27 protein-coding genes are annotated in these 18,216 nt (G+C 66.4%); 9 read left to right on the forward strand and 18 right to left on the reverse strand.

The features are described from left to right. Nucleotides 1–103 precede the first annotated feature (103 nt). From ligD to ACWF99_RS00505, 5 genes are all read left to right on the forward strand, one after another. On the forward strand, nucleotides 104–1,063 hold the full coding sequence (ligD, locus tag ACWF99_RS00485; protein WP_452533737.1) for a non-homologous end-joining DNA ligase: 960 nt from the start codon (nucleotides 104–106) through the stop codon (nucleotides 1,061–1,063). Nucleotides 1,064–1,608: 545 nt separating this feature from the next. After that, nucleotides 1,609–1,935 (forward strand): hypothetical protein, encoded by a 327-nt coding sequence (locus tag ACWF99_RS00490; protein WP_452533739.1) that lies wholly within the window; start codon nucleotides 1,609–1,611, stop codon nucleotides 1,933–1,935. Nucleotides 1,936–2,070: 135 nt separating this feature from the next. Then, nucleotides 2,071–2,607: a hypothetical protein gene (locus ACWF99_RS00495; protein WP_452533741.1), complete on the forward strand. Its 537-nt coding sequence runs from the start codon at nucleotides 2,071–2,073 to the stop codon at nucleotides 2,605–2,607. A 127-nt stretch (nucleotides 2,608–2,734) separates the two neighbouring features. Beyond that, the gene (locus ACWF99_RS00500) at nucleotides 2,735–2,923 is read left to right on the forward strand and encodes a hypothetical protein (RefSeq protein WP_452533743.1); all 189 of its coding nucleotides are present in this window, start codon (nucleotides 2,735–2,737) and stop codon (nucleotides 2,921–2,923) included. Between the two features lie 108 nt (nucleotides 2,924–3,031). After that, nucleotides 3,032–3,184 carry a hypothetical protein gene (locus ACWF99_RS00505; RefSeq protein ID WP_378653219.1) on the forward strand — a complete coding sequence of 51 codons (153 nt, stop codon included), beginning with the start codon at nucleotides 3,032–3,034 and terminating at the stop codon, nucleotides 3,182–3,184. A gap of 46 nt (nucleotides 3,185–3,230) precedes the next feature. Here ACWF99_RS00505 and ACWF99_RS00510 read toward each other — a convergent pair whose 3' ends face one another. The 10 genes from ACWF99_RS00510 to ACWF99_RS00555 all read right to left on the reverse strand — a co-directional run bounded on the left by ACWF99_RS00510 (nucleotide 3,231) and on the right by ACWF99_RS00555 (nucleotide 8,172). After that, nucleotides 3,231–3,716 carry a hypothetical protein gene (locus ACWF99_RS00510; protein WP_452533744.1) on the reverse strand — a complete coding sequence of 162 codons (486 nt, stop codon included), beginning with the start codon at nucleotides 3,714–3,716 and terminating at the stop codon, nucleotides 3,231–3,233. A gap of 463 nt (nucleotides 3,717–4,179) precedes the next feature. Then, complete coding sequence (locus tag ACWF99_RS00515) at nucleotides 4,180–4,755, reverse strand: alkaline shock response membrane anchor protein AmaP (protein WP_452533745.1); 576 nt, start codon at nucleotides 4,753–4,755, stop codon at nucleotides 4,180–4,182. Further along, entirely contained in the window at nucleotides 4,752–5,288 is a 537-nt protein-coding gene (locus ACWF99_RS00520) for a DUF6286 domain-containing protein (protein ID WP_378628539.1), read from the reverse strand. The genes ACWF99_RS00515 and ACWF99_RS00520 overlap by 4 nt, the downstream gene beginning before the upstream one ends. After that, entirely contained in the window at nucleotides 5,285–5,599 is a 315-nt protein-coding gene (locus tag ACWF99_RS00525; protein ID WP_378628541.1) for an Asp23/Gls24 family envelope stress response protein, read from the reverse strand. The genes ACWF99_RS00520 and ACWF99_RS00525 overlap by 4 nt, the downstream gene beginning before the upstream one ends. Then, nucleotides 5,596–5,784, reverse strand: coding sequence for a hypothetical protein (locus ACWF99_RS00530; RefSeq protein WP_358114335.1), 189 nt, complete (start codon nucleotides 5,782–5,784; stop codon nucleotides 5,596–5,598). Before ACWF99_RS00530 ends, ACWF99_RS00525 begins: the two co-directional genes overlap by 4 nt. Nucleotide 5,785: 1 nt before the next feature. Further along, nucleotides 5,786–6,259: an Asp23/Gls24 family envelope stress response protein gene (locus ACWF99_RS00535; protein WP_378628544.1), complete on the reverse strand. Its 474-nt coding sequence runs from the start codon at nucleotides 6,257–6,259 to the stop codon at nucleotides 5,786–5,788. A gap of 74 nt (nucleotides 6,260–6,333) precedes the next feature. After that, entirely contained in the window at nucleotides 6,334–6,669 is a 336-nt protein-coding gene (locus ACWF99_RS00540; protein ID WP_378628545.1) for a hypothetical protein, read from the reverse strand. Continuing rightward, a complete protein-coding gene (locus ACWF99_RS00545; protein WP_378628547.1) occupies nucleotides 6,666–7,043 on the reverse strand; it encodes an Asp23/Gls24 family envelope stress response protein in 378 nt (125 codons plus the stop codon). The genes ACWF99_RS00540 and ACWF99_RS00545 overlap by 4 nt, the downstream gene beginning before the upstream one ends. Further along, nucleotides 7,040–7,615, reverse strand: a complete 576-nt coding sequence (locus ACWF99_RS00550; RefSeq protein ID WP_378628549.1) for an Asp23/Gls24 family envelope stress response protein — start codon at nucleotides 7,613–7,615, stop codon at nucleotides 7,040–7,042. The genes ACWF99_RS00545 and ACWF99_RS00550 overlap by 4 nt, the downstream gene beginning before the upstream one ends. Further along, nucleotides 7,606–8,172 (reverse strand): RNA polymerase sigma factor, encoded by a 567-nt coding sequence (locus ACWF99_RS00555; RefSeq protein WP_378628550.1) that lies wholly within the window; start codon nucleotides 8,170–8,172, stop codon nucleotides 7,606–7,608. The genes ACWF99_RS00550 and ACWF99_RS00555 overlap by 10 nt, the downstream gene beginning before the upstream one ends. 63 nt (nucleotides 8,173–8,235) lie before the next feature. Here ACWF99_RS00555 and ACWF99_RS00560 point away from each other — a divergent pair, with 63 nt between their 5' ends. Continuing rightward, nucleotides 8,236–8,421 carry a CsbD family protein gene (locus tag ACWF99_RS00560; RefSeq protein ID WP_452533749.1) on the forward strand — a complete coding sequence of 62 codons (186 nt, stop codon included), beginning with the start codon at nucleotides 8,236–8,238 and terminating at the stop codon, nucleotides 8,419–8,421. 84 nt (nucleotides 8,422–8,505) lie between these two features. On the opposite strand, the gene katG is transcribed toward ACWF99_RS00560, so the two are convergent. The 6 genes from katG to ACWF99_RS00590 form a co-directional block, all read right to left on the reverse strand. After that, nucleotides 8,506–10,737: a catalase/peroxidase HPI gene (gene katG / locus ACWF99_RS00565; protein WP_452533751.1), complete on the reverse strand. Its 2,232-nt coding sequence runs from the start codon at nucleotides 10,735–10,737 to the stop codon at nucleotides 8,506–8,508. Nucleotides 10,738–10,759: 22 nt separating this feature from the next. After that, nucleotides 10,760–11,188 (reverse strand): Fur family transcriptional regulator, encoded by a 429-nt coding sequence (locus ACWF99_RS00570; RefSeq protein ID WP_378629990.1) that lies wholly within the window; start codon nucleotides 11,186–11,188, stop codon nucleotides 10,760–10,762. Nucleotides 11,189–11,875: 687 nt separating this feature from the next. Further along, nucleotides 11,876–12,136: a DUF4235 domain-containing protein gene (locus tag ACWF99_RS00575; RefSeq protein WP_452533752.1), complete on the reverse strand. Its 261-nt coding sequence runs from the start codon at nucleotides 12,134–12,136 to the stop codon at nucleotides 11,876–11,878. Then, nucleotides 12,133–12,540: a DUF3618 domain-containing protein gene (locus ACWF99_RS00580; protein ID WP_378653195.1), complete on the reverse strand. Its 408-nt coding sequence runs from the start codon at nucleotides 12,538–12,540 to the stop codon at nucleotides 12,133–12,135. The genes ACWF99_RS00575 and ACWF99_RS00580 overlap by 4 nt, the downstream gene beginning before the upstream one ends. After that, the gene (locus ACWF99_RS00585) at nucleotides 12,537–12,956 is read right to left on the reverse strand and encodes a phage holin family protein (protein ID WP_378653192.1); all 420 of its coding nucleotides are present in this window, start codon (nucleotides 12,954–12,956) and stop codon (nucleotides 12,537–12,539) included. Before ACWF99_RS00585 ends, ACWF99_RS00580 begins: the two co-directional genes overlap by 4 nt. Before the next feature lie 319 nt (nucleotides 12,957–13,275). Beyond that, a complete protein-coding gene (locus tag ACWF99_RS00590) occupies nucleotides 13,276–13,743 on the reverse strand; it encodes an SRPBCC family protein (protein ID WP_378628559.1) in 468 nt (155 codons plus the stop codon). A gap of 236 nt (nucleotides 13,744–13,979) precedes the next feature. On the opposite strand from ACWF99_RS00590, the gene ACWF99_RS00595 reads away from it, so the two are divergent. The 3 genes from ACWF99_RS00595 (at nucleotide 13,980) to ACWF99_RS00605 (ending at nucleotide 15,675) form a co-directional block, all read left to right on the forward strand. Next, nucleotides 13,980–14,615 (forward strand): TetR/AcrR family transcriptional regulator, encoded by a 636-nt coding sequence (locus ACWF99_RS00595; protein WP_452533754.1) that lies wholly within the window; start codon nucleotides 13,980–13,982, stop codon nucleotides 14,613–14,615. 141 nt (nucleotides 14,616–14,756) lie between these two features. Beyond that, nucleotides 14,757–15,158, forward strand: coding sequence for an ester cyclase (locus ACWF99_RS00600; protein ID WP_452533756.1), 402 nt, complete (start codon nucleotides 14,757–14,759; stop codon nucleotides 15,156–15,158). A gap of 115 nt (nucleotides 15,159–15,273) precedes the next feature. Next, nucleotides 15,274–15,675, forward strand: a complete 402-nt coding sequence (locus ACWF99_RS00605; RefSeq protein WP_452533758.1) for a hypothetical protein — start codon at nucleotides 15,274–15,276, stop codon at nucleotides 15,673–15,675. 45 nt (nucleotides 15,676–15,720) lie between these two features. Here ACWF99_RS00605 and ACWF99_RS00610 read toward each other — a convergent pair whose 3' ends face one another. After that, on the reverse strand, nucleotides 15,721–17,370 hold the full coding sequence (locus ACWF99_RS00610) for an FAD-dependent monooxygenase (protein WP_452533760.1): 1,650 nt from the start codon (nucleotides 17,368–17,370) through the stop codon (nucleotides 15,721–15,723). A gap of 130 nt (nucleotides 17,371–17,500) precedes the next feature. After that, a complete protein-coding gene (locus ACWF99_RS00615; protein WP_452533761.1) occupies nucleotides 17,501–18,022 on the reverse strand; it encodes a hypothetical protein in 522 nt (173 codons plus the stop codon). Nucleotides 18,023–18,216: the final 194 nt, after the last annotated feature.

Raw genomic sequence — 18,216 nt, forward strand, 5'->3', positions numbered from 1 at the left:
TGGTCGAGCTGGTCGTCGTGACATCGGCGCGTAACGCACCAGAGCTATGCTGAATGTTTGCTGACGGTGTCCAGGGGATTGATCAGGTGATGGCGAGGCCTGTATGACCCGATTGCCGCACTATGCCGCGATGCTGGCCACGGCGGGCCATCTACCTGCCGACGATGACCGCTGGGCATACGAAGTGAAATACGACGGCGTCCGGGCCATTGCCTATATCGACGACGAATTGCGGCTCGAGTCGCGCAACGGCAACGACATCACCGTCGCCTGGCCCGAGCTGTCCGGGCTCGCCCCGGCCGAGCCCGGGTTCGTGGTCGACGGCGAGATCGTGATCGAACACGCGGGCCGATCCTCGTTCCAGGCATTGGCGCCGCGGATGCATCAGCGCAATCCAGCCACTATCCGCGCCCTCGCGCAATCGACTCCGGCGACTTACATGATCTTCGACCTTCTCCACATCGGCGACCGGTCGCTGATCGAATTGCCCTATGCCCAGCGACGCGAGCTCCTCGAACATCTCAGGTTGACCCGCTCGCATTGGCGGGTCCCGCACTTGCTCCCCGGTCCCGCCGCCGACGCCCTGGCGGTCTCGCGGGAACTCGGGCTGGAAGGCATCATCTGTAAGCGTCGCAACAGCTGGTACCTGCCCGGGCAGCGCAGCCCCGCCTGGACAAAGGTCAAGAATGTCACTCACCAAGAGGTCGTGCTGATCGGCTGGAAGAAGGGCGCCGGTCGCCGTGCCGGGCAGATCGGATCCTTGCTGGTCGCCGTGCCCGATGATCGCGGCAGCCTGGAATACGCCGGCAGTGTGGGCACCGGATTCACGACCGCGATGCTCGCCGACCTCTTCGAACAGCTCGCACCGCTGCACCGCACCGATCCGCCGATATCGGGCATCGGCCGTACCCCGGACGGGGTCTCGTGGGTGCAGCCGAAACTGGTCGGGGAAGTGGCGTTCACGGAATGGACCGGCGACGGCCGGTTGCGGCATCCGAGTTGGCGAGGTCTACGTTTCGACAAGGATGTCGACGAGGTCGAAACCCCGACCGGGCGCAATTGACTGTCCGTGCACGCATTTGTTCGGTGCTGTTCTCTCGGGGTCGGCGCGGATGTCGATGCCTGGCCGCTATCACTGCCTCGGGTCGGTGGATTGCGTTCGAGGTGTGCCGGTGTGCAAGTGGCAACGCAAGTGAATGGCAATTCATGCTGGGAGTGCCGAGTGTGATTCGGACTCGGGATTCCATCGGGAAGCAAATAGCATGACAAGCTGCTCGAAGTCGTGTCGTGCCGACATTTGTCACGATTGCATAAACTACGCCGGTGAAATTCTTGCCTGCCCGATCCGTGAAGCGCCTGCTTGCCGCGTGTGACCTCGTATCAGGGAGAACGGCCAATTGTCACCGATAAATAACGGCCATTCGCGAGGCGAGGGAATTTCGGTTTCTGCTTCCATCGACTTCCACCATCTGGCACTCTATGGGTCATCGAGATCGCGGCACCGATTGCGGCGACCGCAAATCTCGGGTGAGCTCATCGTCGTTATAGGGGGAATGAACGGGCGCATAAGAGAAATGGTCCGGCTGGGGTAGCCGGGTGGGAGGATTCATGGTCTACACCAGAGCTCACTTCGATAATCGGTTCGCGCTACAGGAGCATCGCGACGGTCCGCGCGCCATCTCGGAGGAACGCGGCGACGAGTTGGCGCCGTTGGCGCCGCTGGCCGTCATTGTGTCGTTCGTGCTCGTGGCGGCGGGATGCATCGCGTCCTCGGCAATGGGGGAGTGGACCCGCGACTACGGGGCAGAGCTCGTCGTCATCGCCTTTTGCCTGCACATGTTCCTTTCGGCTCTGTTGGGCTCGTGGGGGCTTCGCATGTGGCTGCAGCCCACCCGGATCTGGCGTCGGTTCGAGCACCGATCTCTGCGCGGCTGAGTCATATCCGCCTCAGTACTACTGCGCTAGGAAAATCCGCGGCAGCCCGCGTGGATGCCATGAGTGGGAGGCGTTGTGAGAAAGACCGTCGAAGTACCGATCTTGTCCCGGCGCGTCACCGAAGGCGGCCAGATCGTGGCCATCGAGGTCGGTCGGCCGCGACCGGTTGGCGGAAAGGTGGAGTGCGCCTATCGGCTGGCGGACACGCGGCGCACCACCGAAGGCCCCGATTCGCTGGCGGCGCTCTACCGGGCTTTACTCGAGATCGGTGACTTGCTGGCGCAGGCGAATCGCGGCGCGTCGGCGCGGTTTGTCGTCCCGGCGAATCTCGGCTTTCCGGTACCACCCGCTGGTGATCGCCCCGATGCAGTGGACGGCGCCGATGTTGTGGCGACGCAGACGATCACCCATGCCGGCGACCGGCACACGATTGCCATCTGCCGACCTGTCCCGGCTGTCGGCGGGGACGGCATGCTGTGTCTGTTTCGGGTCGACGGCGAAACCTGCGCGATCGCGAGAGGTTGGGACGGCGTAGACGCGGTGCTGAATGCGGTCGCGATGATCGGCGCAAGGTTTCGTCTCGCCACGGATTGGCCGTTGTCGCCGGCCGGAGGTGGATTCGCGCCAGGGGTGGCGACCGTCGTCGCCACGGGTGCTCCAACGGCGATCTAGGCACGCGGGTTCTGTGGGTTCACCATCATCGTCGGGCTCACCGCTCTTCGGTGCCGACCGCGCCGGTTTGCCCGTATGGCTTCGGGGTAGTTCGAAGCGACGACGCCCCGATGAGGAAGGAAGGGCAATGACAGCATCCGGCGATACCTCCGACGCCTCGCGAGATGCGGGCACGGACGAGCCACGGCACGACGTCGTCCCCGGTTCGGCGCCGCAAGCGGCGGGGTCGGCGCCCGGCATCGGCGCCGACAAAGAATCAGGAAATTCGGTCGACGCGGCGGACGCAGTCGAACAGGGACCCGGCGCACCCGAGTGATTCGCTCGACAGTGAGCTGAGTTCCCGCCGTCACCGCGACATCGGGTAACGCCCTGGTCGGCGTTGCGCGGAAGTGAGTACAGCGAACCGCAGTCGAAGGAGCAAGGCATGTCCCGACCGAAAGACCACGACGACGAAGACACCGAACCTGAAGGCGGCCGGCCCGGCCCCACCGATCAGGGCAAGAACGGTGGGATGGCTACCCGCGAACGTGCACCGGAAATCGCCGAGACCGAGCACGCGCAGGAACCGCCGGACTGATCCGACCCTGGCGCGTCGCTTCGAAACGGGGAGACCGAGCGGATTTCTATGTCGCCGCGGCCGGCCAGCTGATAGTGGGCCACGACTTCGGCAGGTTGACCGAACCGTCCAGGACCGCCCGCACCAGGTCCTCGTAGCCCTCGCGCATCTCGGCCAGATGGTGCCAGGCTCGATGTCGCTGGGCGTCCTCGGCGTTGTGGAGCGCCCAGTGGGCATAGGTGGCGGCTTCGGCGACTCGGCCGATCACCCCGCCCACCGTGTCGATTCCACGCGGAGCGCCGGGGCGTGGCCGCGGAAGCTGCGCGGTGATCCACACATCGATGGTGTGCGCGACCTCCGCGATCTGGCGACCGACCCATACGGCGGACGGTTCGGCCAGCCAGTCCCGATACAACGACCCGAGGGTGCGAGCCCAGCGGGCGAGCGGCTGATCACAATCGGCGCCCCCGTTGATCGCGGCGAGCAATTCCTGCGGCGAAAGGAACGGACCGTGCTGAGCCGGCGCCGGGTACCACGAATCCGGTGCGCTCACCTGCGCTCACCGGACAGGCCTGCCCCGAGTTGACGCTGCTGCGAAATTGCGGAATTCAGATTTCTAGCACCGGACAAAGCAAACTCCTGATCAAGCACACATCCGCGTGAACGGGTCGACCCAGCGGACAAGCAAGGTTCTGATCCTGCGCACGGTCCCGCACCGGCGCCGCGAGGGTCTTTGCAGAATCCGATATTCGTATCCGTCAAGCTATCAGGCGGCAGACGTGGTCGTCGCAGCCGGTGCACTCTCTCAAGAAACATTTAATAACGTGCCCCGACCAGCGAATCTGCGGCAGATTCGGCGGCCGGGCGGTAACTCCCGGCTGCACAAGGCATTTCGCTGAAGGGGGTTCTCCGGAGCCGCCTCACCTACGACGCGCGCGGCCGAGGGGGCGGGTACTCCGGGCCAACCGCACGCCTTCGCGCACCCGCTGGATGCGGGTCTCGACAGCTGACGGGCGTTATCGCGCGCGTACCGCACGCCCGCGATCGGCGATCCGGAATTCGACCGTTACGGGAATGGCGCTGAGGTCCAATGCCGTGCGCAGCCGTGCGACAGCGTGCTCGAGGATCCGGCGCCGCAATGCGGTCAGATCTGCCGTGGGGTCGGTGGTGACCAGCAGGTGCAGTTCGGGTGCGAGCGCATTGCCGGAGAGTCGGGCGGTGGCCGAGCGGACTCCGGCATAGGTCTCGACATCGACGGCCACCGGTTCGGCGGCTGTGCTCGACACCAGCTGTGTGCGTCCCAGGTCGTCCGCCGCCCCGACCTGCCACACAGCACTCTTGGGTAGTCGCGTGAACTGGGCGGCCAGCCAGCGCAAGGCGGCCAGCACGAGCACCACGGCGCCGGCGATCACGAGGTAGAGGACCAGGCGCGGCGGTTCCTCGGTACCGGGTACCACCGCCGCCTCACGTGAGCCCTGCCCGAAGGCCCCGAAATGCGCGGTGATCAGCAGTCCGCCCGCCGCGACGAGCACGATGCCGAGTAGTCCGAGCAGACCCCGATTCAGGCGGGCGGGCCGGTTGGCGCTGGTCATCGCTCACCTCCGTGACCGAGCGTGCGCAGACTGGTGCGCAGGCGGGGGACATGGGCGGGCTTGATGCGATCCAACCGTGTCGCGACGGCTTGGCCGACTTCCTGTGCCGTCCGCTCCACGGTGTGGTGGGTGTGCCCGGTGACATGGATCTTGCTGCGGCGCAATCGGACCCGAGCCTTGTCGAGACCGTCGACACCGTCCGCGGCGTCGGCGAGCGCGTCCCGCAGACTACGGCGCGCGATGCCGGCGTCGACACCGTCACCGGGTTCCAACGCGAGCAGTACCGGCTTGCCCGGCAACGCCGCCGCGGCCAGCAGCGCCAGCCCGAGCACCACGACGACGATGCCCGCGCTGAGCACCCACACGCTGCCCCACGATGTGTCGTGGAGCCGGGCGGCGACACTGTCATAGGACACCCACTCCCGTGTGCCGGTCAGCCGCTGGATCAGCGATACCGCGACGAGCACGGCGGCGCCGGCGAGCAGGAGCGCGACGATGACGGCCGGTACGACCCGGCGGGGGCGGCGTGTCATCGAACTCTCCTCTCGGGCGGTGCCGGCACCATGGCCGAGACCTCGATGTCGACTCGCGGCACTGTCATGCCGGTCAGCTCCTCGGTCCGGGCGATCAGATGCGCGCGACACTGCTCGGTGACGCGGGAGATCGGCAGTGGGTAGCGGATGGGCAACCGGACGTGCAAAGTGGCGCCGGTACCGATCACCTGGGCGCTCACCTGCACCTGCGACTGCACTCCGTCCACCTCGGTCGCGGCTCGTGCGGCGATGCGCCGCACGACCCGCTCGTCGATCGTCGTCGTGCCGGGCAACTCGGCGGTGTCGGTCACCGCCGGCTCCGATCCTGCGCAGAGCGCAGCAGGCCGGACAGATCGACCTCACCGTCGAGCCAGCGCCCGATCAGCAGGCCGAGGCCACCGAAGATCAGCACGACCGCGAATGCGCCGAGCCCGCCGAAGGCGGCGGCGAAGCCGAGGGACAGCCCCATGACGAGGCAGATCATGGTGGCGTTCATATCACTGCACCCGGTCGCGAGTCGGCTGCTGCGGCTGCTGATCGGCGTCGTCCTCGATGTAGACGTCGTTGACGTTGATGTTGACCTCGACGACCTCGAGTCCGGTCATCTGCTCGATGGCGGTGATCACGTTGCGGCGTACCGCGCGCGCCAATTCAGCGATGGCCACCCCGTAGTCGACGACGAGTTCCAGATCGACGGCGGCCTGCTTCTCGCCCACCTCGACCGACACACCCTGGCCGATGCTGGAGGACGCACCCGGAATGCGATCGCGCAGCGCGCCGATCGCGCGGGCGGTGCCACCACCGAGGTCATAGACGCCGCGCACCTCGCGCGCAGCCAGTCCCGCGATCTTCTGGACCACAGTGTCGGCGATGCTGGTCGTGCCCTGATCGGTCACCAGGGCGCCGTTACGGTTGGACGACTCGGCCGCCTTCTCGACGGTTTTGCTGGTGTCGGTGCTCGTGCTGGTCATGGCTACTCCCGCTTGTGTTGTGCTGCAACATTTGTCGAACTAACACTGGTAGGACACACCTGGCCCCCGTTTCGTCACGGGCCAGGATCGTGATCTGGGTCGCTCTCGGAAATGAACACGTCGGTATGCAGATCGACGACATGGACCCGCAATCGCGCAGCGGCCCACGGGGTCTGGTCGAGCAACGGCCGAATCGCGGCGTCCAACTCGTGCAGCAGCGGCCGCAGCGGCAGAGTCGCGGCGACGACCCGGATCTGAACCACAGTGTCATCGAGGTCGACGGCGGCACTGCCCGCGTTCCACGGCAACCACCGGCTGTTCTGCAAAACCATCGGGACCGCGGGGTACACCCCGGCAACGGAGTCGATCGCCGCCACGATCCGGTCGATCAACGCGGACTCACTGATCACGATCGCCCCGGTTCGATATCGAGGACACAGACCGTCACCTCGTCGACGTCGGCACCGGTGTGTTCGGCAACCGCCCGGGTGACTGCTCGCTGCACCGCCCGGCCCACGTCGCCGACCTGCCCGGACGCGGTCAGAGCCAGGTCGACCTGGATGCCGAGAAGCCCACCGGAGCGCCGGATCCGGACACCGGCGGACGGGATCGGTTCCTGGCCCATCCACAGGTGGCGGCCGGTGCGTGCCAGGTGCCCGACCAAGCCGAGCACCCCGGGCTCGAGCCGCGCCACGCCCGGCACCAGCAGCGCCGCCCGGGCGGCGACACCGGCGATCACGGCGTCGCCGACGACCAGCTCGGTCTCGGGCAGGGTGCCGGTCACCGGTTCTCCTCATAGATGTCGACCACGGTGATGTCGAGTGCGCTCAGCGCGACGCCGACGCGGGCGGTCGCCGCGGCGCGCACTCGCGCGCGCACCACCGAGACCAGTTCGTCGATGCTCGGCCCGCCGTGGCGGACGGCGAGGGTCATGCTCACCGCGATCACTTGGTCGCCGTCCTCGTCGATGTCGGTGCTCTGCACGCGGCAACCGCGCGCCCGCACTCCGTCTACGGTGTCGGCGGCGAACCGCAACACCACCGCGACAGCCTGTTCGCTCACCAGGACCGCACCAGGGTGCGGAGTGTCGAGGGTGAGGGTTCGTCCGCGGCGCACGTCGGCGCGCACGGCGGACATGATGCGCCCGAACAGATCCGGCGGCGGCGGGTCGGGTTCTTCGATGAGTTCTCGGGTGGCGGTCCGCAACGTCAGCAGGCTTTCCCTGGCCGCGGCGCAGTGTGGGCACGACGACTCGTGCCGGTCGATATCACCGTCGTCGAGCCGCTCCCACACCTGTTCGAGCCCGCGTCCGCACGGGAGCAGGTAGTCGTTGTCGGTGCTGGGGGTCACCGCCATGGCTTCATCACCTCTGCCAGTTGGGCTCGGGCTCGGGCGATCCGCCCGCGCACCGCTGTGCTGTTGGCGCCGACGATCTCGGCGATTTCGTCATAGGAGCGGCCGTGCACTTCACGCAACAGCCAGCAGGCCCGCTGTTCGGGCGTGAGCAGTTGCAGCGCGTCGGTCAGCGCTGCCATCTGACTGCTCACCTCGGTCGCGTGGTCGGGGCGGGTGTCAGGATGAGTCGAGGCCGTCGTTTCGGGGTCGACCTCGGCGGCGGGGCGACGGGCCCGGATGACGTTGAGACACCGGTTGGTCGTCATCCGATACAGCCATCCCGCGAAGGCGCCGTCGTCCTGTAGCCGAGCGATCGTTCGCCAGGCTTTGAGGAAAACCTCCTGGGTGACGTCCTCGGCCTCGGCGCGATCGGCGAGCATCTTGGCGGCGAGGCGAAACATCGGTCCTTGGTAGCGCAGCACCAGCTGCTCGTATGCGCGGACATCGCCGTCACGCGCCCGACCTGCCAGGGTCGCGTCATCCAGCTCCGCCTCGGTCGCGGGTGACGTCGTAGTCACACGGCACCTCCTCCGCTGTTCCTGTGATGGACACCGACGCGCAGGACATCGTCACGGCGAATTATGGGTGATCGTCGTCTCGTTCTCGGTCCCGTGCCGCTTTCGGGGTGTCGCGCGGTCGGCGACGAGGAGCTGCGTGCCGAGGGCAAGGCCGACCAGCTCGAGGCGGGCGTCAAGCGTGCGGTCCACGAGGTGAAGTCGACCGTCGGCGATGCCGTAGACGTGGTGAAGCAGAAATTCGGCAAGTAGGCGCTCGATACGAATCGAGCCGACCGGGACACCCGGTCGGCTCGATCGTGGACGCCGACGTGCGATCGTCGGCGGGTCGACAGGTCAGCGCAGATCGAACCGATCGTTGTCGACCACCTTGACCCAGGCGTCGACGAAATCGTTCACGAACTTCGCTCCCGCTGTGTTCTGCGCATACACCTCGGCCACCGCGCGAAGCACCGAGTGCGAGCCGAAGACGAGATCGTTGGCGGTGGCCGTCCATCGCTTCTCGCCGGTCCGCCGGTCGACAACGTCATAGACGTTCTCCGCCGACTCCGAGGGCTTCCACTCCGTGCTCTGATCGAGCAGATTCACGAAGAAGTCGTTCGACAGCACGCCCGGCCGGTCGGTGAAGACGCCGTGTGCGCTGCCCCCGTAGTTGGCGCCGAGCGCGCGCAGGCCGCCGATCAGCACCGTCAGCTGCGGCGCTGTCACGTCGAGCATGTAGGCGCGGTCCAGGAGCAGACGCTCGAGCGGAGCCTTCTCGCCGGGACGCACGTAGTTGCGGAACCCGTCTGCCCGCGGCTCGAGCACATCGAAGGTGTCGACATCGGTGTTCTCCTGCGTGGCGTCGGTGCGCCCCGGCGAGAACGGCACGGTGATCTGATGACCGGCGTCGCCGGCTGCCTTCTCGATCGCCGCCGAACCGCCCAGGATGATCAGGTCGGCCAGCGACACCGCCTTGCCACCGGTGGCAGCGGCGTTGAAATCTCGCTGGATCTGCTCGAGAACCGGCAACACCTTCGCCAGCTCGGCGGGTTCGTTGACGTCCCAGTCGCGCTGTGGTTCGAGCCGGATCCGGGCGCCGTTCGCGCCGCCGCGCTTGTCGGTGCTGCGGAAACTCGCGGCCGAGGCCCACGCCGTCTTGACCAGTTGCGCGACCGACAGACCGGACGCGAGCACCGTGTTCTTCAGCGCGGCGATGTCCTGTTCGTCGATGAGTGCGTGGTCGACAGCGGGAACCGGGTCCTGCCACAGCTGCGCCTCGGGCACCCACGGGCCGAGATAGCGGCTGAGCGGACCCATATCGCGGTGCAGGAGTTTGTACCAGGCCTTCGCGAACGCCTCGGACAGCTCCTCGGGGTGCTCGAGCCACCGCCGGGTGATCTCCCCGTAGATCGGGTCTTCGCGCAGGGCCAGATCGGTGGTCAGCATCGTCGGGGTGCGCGCGGGCCCACCGAACGGATCAGGGATAAGGCCTTCGCCCGCACCGTCTTTCGGCTTCCACTGCCAGGCCCCGGCGGGGCTCTTGGTGAGTTCCCAGTCGAACCCGTAGAGGTTCTGTAAGAATCCGTTGCTCCACTGGGTCGGGGTGGCCGTCCACACGACCTCCAGGCCGCTGGTGATGGCGTCTTTGCCCTTGCCCGTGCCGTGCGTGCTCTTCCAGCCCAGACCCTGCTGCTCGAGCGGCGCGGCCTCGGGCTCGGCGCCCACCAGACTCGGATCGCCCGCACCGTGGGTTTTGCCGAAGCTGTGACCACCGACGATCAGGGCGGCGGTCTCCTCATCGTTCATCGCCATCCGAGCGAAGGTCTCGCGGATATCGCGTGCCGCGGCCACCGGATCGGGCCTGCCGTTGGGCCCTTCCGGGTTCACGTAGATCAGGCCCATCTGGACCGCGCCCAGCGGGCCCGACAGTTCACGGTCGCCGCTGTAGCGTTCGTCGCCGAGCCAGGTGTCCTCCGGGCCCCAGAACACTTCCTCGGGCTCCCAGATATCGGGTCGGCCGAAGCCGAAGCCGAACGTCTGGAAACCCATGGACTCGAGCGCGACGTTGCCGGTGAAAACGAGCAGGTCGGCCCAGGAGATGCTGTCGCCGTACTTCTGCTTGACCGGCCACAGCAGCCGACGAGCCTTGTCGAGGTTGGCGTTGTCGGGCCAGCTGTTGAGCGGGGCGAAACGCTGGGCGCCCTGACCGCCGCCGCCGCGTCCGTCGGCGATGCGGTAGGTGCCGGCCGCGTGCCAGCTCATGCGGATGAACAGGCCACCGTAGTTGCCGTAGTCGGCGGGCCACCAGTCCTGGGAGTCGGTCAGGACCGCGGCGATATCGGCTTTGAGGGCGTCGACGTCGAGCTCGGCGAATGCTGCGGCGTAGTCGAAGTCCTCGCCCAGCGGGTTGGACTTGGACGAGTGGGCGTGCAGAACCGAGACGTCGATCTGTTCGGGCCACCAGTCCTTGTTGGAGTGGGGGCGGTGGTCGGTGTCCGCGGTGGGCGAGGGGATCGCCGGGTTCTCGCTCTCGCTGTTGCTGAGAGTTTCGGCGTCAGGAGCGGGTGGGCGGCTATCGGAGGTCACGATATTCCTTCCTGGACGGGTCTTACAGGCTGGGAGCGGAGTTGTGTTCGCTGGGCGCGGAGTTCGCGCATTCGGGGCACAGACCCCAGTAGATGACTTCGGCCTCGTCGATCACGAAGCCGAAGTCGTCGGAGGCAGTCAGGCAGGGTGCTTCGCCGACCGCGCAGTCGACGTCGGCGATCGCGCCACACGTTCGGCAGATCAGGTGGTGGTGATTGTCACCTACTCGCGCCTCGTAGCGGGCCAGCAGGCCGCGAGGCTGGATGCATCGGAGCAGTCCAGCAGTGGTGAGCGTGCGCAAGGTGTCGTAGACGGCCTGATGCGAGACCGCGGACAAACGTGACCGAACGGCACGGATGATCGAATCCGTGTCGGAGTGCGGGTGGGCGTGCACGGCGCTCAGCACCGCCACGCGCGGTGCTGTCACCCGCACAGAAACTCCCCGCAGCATCTGCTGGAACTCCGCGTCCGTGGGCACACCAGCAGTTTTGCGCGTTTTCTGGAATCAGTCAAGTATTTGCTGGCCGCCGTGTCTTCGCGCTGACCGCGTCGGTGTCGGCGCTCCGCACACCCGGCACGGATTTCCGCCGCCTGGCGTCGCCGCTGTCGTCGTGACTGTGGCGTTCGGCCGGTGCGGTGGCGGACACTGCTCGCGCACGAGGCGCGGCGGCGGTGCCCAACGGGGTATGTCCACACGCCGAAAAATAGCCCGAAGTTTGCGATCTCAGGTCGACTTCTGGCTGTTTGATGTTGTCGGAGAAGGGAATTCCGTGTGCACCCCAACAGAAGAACTTTCGCCGCGCCGGTGGCCTTGCCGTGCGGGACACGAGGAGACCGCTTATGCCGATTTCTGGTCCAGCTCAGCAGCTCGTCAGAACTCCGGAAAATGGTGATATCGAGACCGCTGCGGCGATGGTGTCGCACGACAACCAGCTTGTCGCCCACCTCCAAGACCGGGGTCTACGCAGGCTGTGTACGTGCGCCGCCGGATTATCCAGCCGGGCTCAGTGGCGGCTCGAAGCGGTAGCCGAAGCATTGCGGAACACCGAAGAGCTCTGATTCCTGCTGCGGAGCATCGCGCCCCACCTGACCTCGAAGCCGACGAATACGCCCGAAGCTTCTGAGCTCGGGCTCGCGCCTAATTGCCGGGCCAGGTTCCGGTCAGGGACTTGTAGCCGGTTGCGCCCGCACGGTCCACGGACGCTTTGACCAGACCGAAGATCGCACCCTGCAGCGCGGCGGCGAGCAGGACCTCACGCCAGGTGTGGTCGCGGGCAGTGGCCGACGGCGGTTCCTCGCCACCAGCGACCACACCCCAGACACGGTTGAACACCGCGCCGGCGGCGATACCGCCGACCACCCCGACGATCATGCCGAGCGGACGGTACAGCGTCGTCATGACCGCCCTCTCCGCGCGAGCCACCAGATCAGTGCCGCCGCGGATACCGCGCCGGCAGCTACAGGCACCGGGTTCCGGCGTGCCACCCCAGCTGCCTGCTTGCCTCGATCGGCCAGCGGCTCGGGAACGGAGGACTCGACCTTCTCAGCTGCCTGCAGGGTCTTCTCCTTGGCAACGGCTTGCGCCTGTTCTGCCTTGTCCCTCGCCTGGTCACCGGCGGCGAGGGTCTGATATTTCGCGGCGGTGACCCGCTCTTTGGCCACCTCGGCCGTCTCGTGCACCTTGTCCTTCGCGCGTGCGGGCACGTCCAGCTTGTCGACGAGCTCGGCGACGGTCTCGCTGAGCTCCTGACGTGCCTGTTCGCGGTCGTTGCGTAGAGCCTTCGGATCGTTGGGATCACTCATCGTCTACTCCCGTCCTTCACGATCTCGATGTCTTCTTTGACGCCTTGCACCGCTTCTCGCGGGACCGGCGGCGCGGCGTCGGTGACATTTTTTTTGCCGAGCAGTCCCAGACCCGCGCCGACCAGGAGCAGCGCCGCACCGACGATCAGCGCGGCGGCCCAGTTAGGCAGGACGAGCGCCAAGGCGAGGACAGCGGCTGCGGTGAGGGCGATGCCGCCGTAGAAGGCGAGCAACCCGCCGACACCGGCAATGCCGGCGCCGCGAGCGATTCCTTTTGTACGGCCCCGCATCTCGACGCGGGCGAGCTGGATCTCATCGCGAACCAGCCGGGTGATCTGCTGGGTGGCGTCGTCGACCAGCTCGGTCACCGAGCGGCTGGATGAGGTGGCGGGTGGTCCGGTTTGTGCGGTCGCCATAGCGTGACCTCCTTGTTCGGGGCCGTCTCTCGAGGGAAGGACGGGTTCGGCTCGGGTGCCTGGCCCTGTTCGATGCGGCGTCCGCGGGCCGGTTCGGCGTCGAACTCGACTACACCGCGAACTGCTGACTGCCGTGCTCGCCGACGACGAGCACGGCAGTCAGGCGGTGGTTGTCGACGTGACTTTGTCGGGCCGCTACTACGAGCGGTCGCCGATCACACGGTGGAAGTCGGCGGCCGGACGATCTTCACGGCTACCGGTCTTACCCCCGAGGCCCAACAGAGAGGCCTGTCATGCTCCGCCGGAAAGGCGTCGCAGTTCAGATCCCGGCGTCGGGGCGCGGGATATCGCCACGCCAAGCTCCGGTTGCGCGGCCCTCGCTCTCGATGAACTGCTTGAAGCGCTTCATGTCGCCGTTCACTCGGTGTTCGAGCACGCCCAGCTTGTCGGCGGCGGTTTCGACGAAACCTTCCGGGTCGACATCCATTTGCGCGGTGATCCGTGTATGGGTGTCGTCGAGACGGTGGAATGTGACCACCCCGGCGTGGTTGGGTCCATCGTCGGACCTCCACGCGACCCGCTCGTCCGGGTGCTGTTCGGTGATGGTGGCGTCGAATTCCCGTGTCGACGGTCCGACGTGGATGCGCCAGTGCGTGTGGCGGTCGTCGACTTGACTGACCTGTTCGACGCCTTCCATGAACTGCGGAAAGGTCTCGAACTGCGTCCACTGGTTGTAGGCGGTACGGATCGGGACGTCTACATCGACAGTTGCGGCTACTGTGCTCACGAGTACTCCGTTCCCCAGCCTGCCTGCGTCGCCGCCACAGACTGGATTCGTTCGCAGCTGCACGCCCTCGAGGCGCTGCAACTCGTACAGTGGCGGCCTACCCGGGGCCCGAAAGTGCAAACAGGAGTGCGGCACCCGGATTTCGGGGTGGTAATTGACCGATTCCGGTGTTTTCATGATCATGGCGGTGTGAGTTCTCGCTCACTGTTGTTCCACCTGCTCTCGAGGTCTACCTGATGCCAACCCACGCCGATCAACAGCGCAAACGCCCTCAGCAGGATCGCGCGAAGGAGACCAAGGCGCGGATTCTCGAGGTGGCCGCTCAGCTCTTCGGAGATCGAGGTATCGGTAACACCTCGACGAACCGGATCGCCGCCGAAGCCGGCATGAGCATCGGCACGCTGTACCGGTATTTCACCGACCGGGAAGAGATCGTCAAGGAAGTCACCGACAGCCTGTTCGTGCAGGCCGAGGAACAATACGCTCGGTTGCTCACCAAGTCGGTCGCCGACAAACCTCGGCGCGACACGGTTGCCGAGATCATCCGTGTCGGCGTCGAAATCCTCGTAGCCAACGGCCCCCTCGTGCGCGCCCTGGTGGCCGACCTGCAGTTCTACGGCAGCGGGATCCCCGAATTCGAACCGCGGCTGCGAATGCTCATCAAGCTCTACCTGATCCAGTCGCTCGGTCCGACCCACGGCCTCGACGTCGACACCATGGCCTACATCGTGCTCAACGCGGGCTTCTCCACCGCGCTGCGCTCGGTCAAGATGGACGAAGAGGGCATGGACCGCGACGCGGTGATCGATCAGACCGCCGACATGATCGGACTCTGGATAACCTCAGTGGCACAGGCTGATTCGCCCGCATAGTGCCCGAAGAAGCTGACGCGTCGCGCATTCGAAACCGCTCTCGCGTCGTACTCGACTCGCCCGAGCGGTCGGGCACCAGCATCGGTGCCCGACCGCACAGAACATGATCGCTGACCGATCGACGGTGGGAGGCCACGACAAATGAGTGCGAGCGACCTCAGTGATCGCTATCGAACCTACATAAGTCACTGCAACGCGCGCCGATTCGACGAACTCCACGAATTCGTCGCGCATGATGTGATCGCCTCCGAGACTGCCGAAGGCATCGACAACTACGTCGCGGGGATCGAAGCGGTCGTGACCGGATTCGCCGACTACCGGTGGGACCTGCGGCATCTGCTCGTAGACGGCACATGGATCGCCGCGCGGCTGCTCGGTGTCGGAACCCATACGGGCCCGTTCCGGGGACTTGCCGCGACCGGCCGTGTGATCCGCGTCCAGGAACTGGCGATGTACCGCACCGAAGGAGGATTGATCACACGGTGTTGGGGAGACCTCGGCGCAACGCTGCGCGACGAACTGGTCTCCGGCGCTACGAGTTGATGGAAGAGGCGGAATCCGCGGTCCCGGCGGCCCTCGGTCGGTGAAGACGACCGATCCCCCTACGGACCCGCCCACCAGCTAGTTGCCCCACCGACCGGCTTCACCGGCGATCTCCATGGCCACCTTCGTCGCACCGGCCTGTCGTTCGGCGGTGAAGATCAGCGCAGGGGAGAACGGTGGCTGCTTCCGGGCGGTCGCGCGCTTGCTCGACGGTCGCGCCGAGGTCGCCGCGCACGAGGATGTCCGTATGCACCTTTTCGCGCCGGGCCCGATTTCGGGAAGTGTTCGGCGTGAGTCCACGCGAATACCGGCGCCGATTCCGCAGTTCCTGACTGAGCTCACCGGCACCCGGGAGTCACAGCGCTGCGGGGCGCTCAAGTCGATCTTCAACTCCGGGTCCTGGAGCGATCGAAGGGTGCGCAGTTCGGTCGAGTTCGAAATTCTGCCAGGAGAGTTGGCAACGGAAACGGTGACGCAGCACCAATTGCGGCACGCGCGCCTCCATCCCCGCTGGTAGATCATCCTTGCTTTGGCGAGGGAATGTTGTTGCTGGGCTGGCGAATCAGGCGGTGCCCAGAACACTTTCGGGGGACGGGGCGAAGGTCGACTCGAAATGTCGAATGAGGTCGTCCGGGGCGGCCGGGGAGGCGGCACAGCCGAGGTAGCCGTCGGGGCGGACGACGTAGGCCGCGCCGGCGGCACAGTGATACTGCCGGGCGAAGTCGCCGTCGCTGTCACGGATGACCGGGAGGATCGTCGGGTCGACGGTGGCGCGGGGGCTCGCGACAAGGTAGGTGTCGAGGTGGCCGTCGGTCAGTTTTCGAAGCAGGTCGACGTGGCGTTCGATTTCGGTGAGAGTGGCTGTGTCACAGGTGTTGCCGACGTACCAGAGCACGGTGTGGTCGGGGCCGGTGAGCAAGGTGAAGAGCCGGAACGGCGACGTCACGCCGTCCCGGGTCAGTCCGATCGCGTCCGGAGCGCGGCTGCCCGCAAGGGGAGACGTTGCGCCGCTGGGGGATTCGGTGACGATAGGGCTGTCGCGATAGTCGATCAGGAGTTGCGCCTCGCGGAGCAGAACGCGTTCGGGGTCCGATTCGCCGGCACCGATTCCGTCGCGGGCGTCGCGGACGGTGCGGCCGACCACCTCCTCGCCGATCGGTCTGCGTTCGGCGTCGTAGCTGGCCAGCAGTGTCGGTGCGGCCAGCTCCGCGACGGCCAGGGCGAGCTTCCAGGCGAGGTTATGGGCGTCTTGGATGCCGGTGTTCATGCCCTGGGCGCCCGTGGGCGGGTGGATGTGGGCGGCATCGCCCGCGACGAAAACTCTTCCCCGACTGTAGGAGTCGACGATGCGATGGCTGATCCGGAACACCGAGGACCAGCGCAAGTGCGAGGCAGTCGTCGGTTGGGGCGCGAGCCGGTCGAGCACCGCCTGAATATCGGCCAGTGCAGGTCCGGGCCCGGTGCCGAGTCCGTGTTCGACCTTGTCGCCGCCGACGGAGTTGTCGGACGTCAGTTCCGCGGGAACCCGCATCGACACCCGGTAGCGGTGGTGGCCGGGCAGCGGGACACACACCAGCACGTCGTCGGTGACGCCGTTGGTCTGGTGCATCGACCGCACGGTGTAGCCGTGCGGTTGTGACCAATCCAGCTCGACATCGCCGAGCATGTACTGCTCGGCGAAGGCCGCGCCCTCGAACGTCAGGCCCAGCGTCTTGCGGACGGTGCTGTGCGCACCGTCGCAGCCGACCAGATACCGTGCCCGCACCGTGTGCTCGCCCTCGGGTCCGGCGAGCACGGCGGCGACGCCGTCCTCGTCCTGGGTGAACCCGACGAGCCGAACTCCACGCTCAACTCGGGTGCCCAGCGATTCCAGGTGCTGGCGCAGGATCCGCTCGGTCTCGTATTGGGGGAGTCCGAGAAACCCGAAAGGAATCTCGGAGGGCAGCGCCAGATCCATGCGGTCGGTCTCGGCGCCGTTGACGTACACGATCTGGCCGCGCAACAGGATCGCGGCGTCGAGGACCTCGCGCAGGATGCCCATCGCCTCGAACAGTTCCAGCGTGCGGGGCTGGACGCCGACCGCTTTCGCGTACCGCGGCGGATCGGATTGCGCGTCGATGATCCGGCACCGGACGCCGCGCCGGACCACCTCGACGGCGGCGGCCGAGCCCACCGGACCTGCGCCGACGATCAGAACATCGGTATCGAACATGCGACATCACCTCGCGCTGGAAGCCCCCGCCTCATGTTGTTCGCTGATCGTACGCCTGGCACCGGCCTGCGGAATCCCACGAATCGACAGGTCACCGGGAATCGAGTCATCGGGGCCGGTCACCTCGACATCACGATTCCGAGCGCTGGCACTGAGCCTGCAGAATCCGGTCGCGGTAGACCCGCAGTGCCGCGACGACAGCGAACAACGCGGTGAGTGCTCCCAGCACCACACGCACCGAGTGCGCGACCCCTATTTCGTGGGCCGTGCGGTGCAATTCGTCGACGGTATACAACGCGCGATCATCGAACAGAACCGTCCACCGCGGCCACAAGTACAGCGCTGAGAGCAGGAACAGTCCGGAGACCAGCGACAGCATCGAGGCAAGCGTCCAGATTCGTGATGTCTTCGACCACAGAGTGGCTGCGACAGCGACCACGCCGGTCAGCATCAGCGCAGCGCCCAGCGGACGCATCACGCTGCCGACCGAGACGACGGCGGTGAATTCGTCGGCCACGATCAATGACGCCGGAATGTCGTGAAAGTAGTTCGGATACAAGAAGTCGGTTTCGGCGATCATGGTGCAGAACACCAAGGTCGCCAGTGCCGCATACAGGGTGGTGGCTGCGAGTGCCGCGGTAAGTTTTCGCATGGAGCGCCCTTTTTCTGAAGTTCTGCTGTCGACGGTAGGCAGGCTCGGAGGCGACGACATCCGGCGACAGCCCTGATTCCACATCAGGGACCTCCCTGACTCATGCGGTTCCTCGAACTGTGTGATCCGCCGGGTTGCCGGTGCTCGGGCGCGGTGATGCGTAACGCGGGGGGAGCCGGATGCGACCGCAATGG

It is taken from the genome of Nocardia sp. NPDC055002 (assembly GCF_053608825.1).

Coding starts and splice junctions, on each gene's coding strand:
- ACWF99_RS00515 (WP_452533745.1), bottom strand. CDS start 4,755: ATGACCAGCGCCAACCGGCCCGCCCGCCTGAATCGGGGTCTGCTCGGA.
- ACWF99_RS00580 (WP_378653195.1), bottom strand. CDS start 12,540: ATGAGTGATCCCAACGATCCGAAGGCTCTACGCAACGACCGCGAACAG.
- ACWF99_RS00605 (WP_452533758.1), top strand. CDS start 15,274: ATGGCCACCTTCGTCGCACCGGCCTGTCGTTCGGCGGTGAAGATCAGC.
- ACWF99_RS00535 (WP_378628544.1), bottom strand. CDS start 6,259: ATGACCAGCACGAGCACCGACACCAGCAAAACCGTCGAGAAGGCGGCC.
- ACWF99_RS00500 (WP_452533743.1), top strand. CDS start 2,735: ATGACAGCATCCGGCGATACCTCCGACGCCTCGCGAGATGCGGGCACG.
- ACWF99_RS00595 (WP_452533754.1), top strand. CDS start 13,980: ATGCCAACCCACGCCGATCAACAGCGCAAACGCCCTCAGCAGGATCGC.
- ACWF99_RS00520 (WP_378628539.1), bottom strand. CDS start 5,288: ATGACACGCCGCCCCCGCCGGGTCGTACCGGCCGTCATCGTCGCGCTC.
- ACWF99_RS00505 (WP_378653219.1), top strand. CDS start 3,032: ATGTCCCGACCGAAAGACCACGACGACGAAGACACCGAACCTGAAGGC.
- ACWF99_RS00575 (WP_452533752.1), bottom strand. CDS start 12,136: ATGACGACGCTGTACCGTCCGCTCGGCATGATCGTCGGGGTGGTCGGC.
- ACWF99_RS00610 (WP_452533760.1), bottom strand. CDS start 17,370: ATGTTCGATACCGATGTTCTGATCGTCGGCGCAGGTCCGGTGGGCTCG.
- ACWF99_RS00550 (WP_378628549.1), bottom strand. CDS start 7,615: ATGGCGGTGACCCCCAGCACCGACAACGACTACCTGCTCCCGTGCGGA.
- ACWF99_RS00570 (WP_378629990.1), bottom strand. CDS start 11,188: ATGCTGCGGGGAGTTTCTGTGCGGGTGACAGCACCGCGCGTGGCGGTG.
- ACWF99_RS00560 (WP_452533749.1), top strand. CDS start 8,236: ATGGGTGATCGTCGTCTCGTTCTCGGTCCCGTGCCGCTTTCGGGGTGT.
- ACWF99_RS00585 (WP_378653192.1), bottom strand. CDS start 12,956: ATGGCGACCGCACAAACCGGACCACCCGCCACCTCATCCAGCCGCTCG.
- ACWF99_RS00615 (WP_452533761.1), bottom strand. CDS start 18,022: ATGCGAAAACTTACCGCGGCACTCGCAGCCACCACCCTGTATGCGGCA.
- ACWF99_RS00530 (WP_358114335.1), bottom strand. CDS start 5,784: ATGAACGCCACCATGATCTGCCTCGTCATGGGGCTGTCCCTCGGCTTC.
- ACWF99_RS00600 (WP_452533756.1), top strand. CDS start 14,757: ATGAGTGCGAGCGACCTCAGTGATCGCTATCGAACCTACATAAGTCAC.
- ligD (WP_452533737.1), top strand. CDS start 104: ATGACCCGATTGCCGCACTATGCCGCGATGCTGGCCACGGCGGGCCAT.
- ACWF99_RS00490 (WP_452533739.1), top strand. CDS start 1,609: ATGGTCTACACCAGAGCTCACTTCGATAATCGGTTCGCGCTACAGGAG.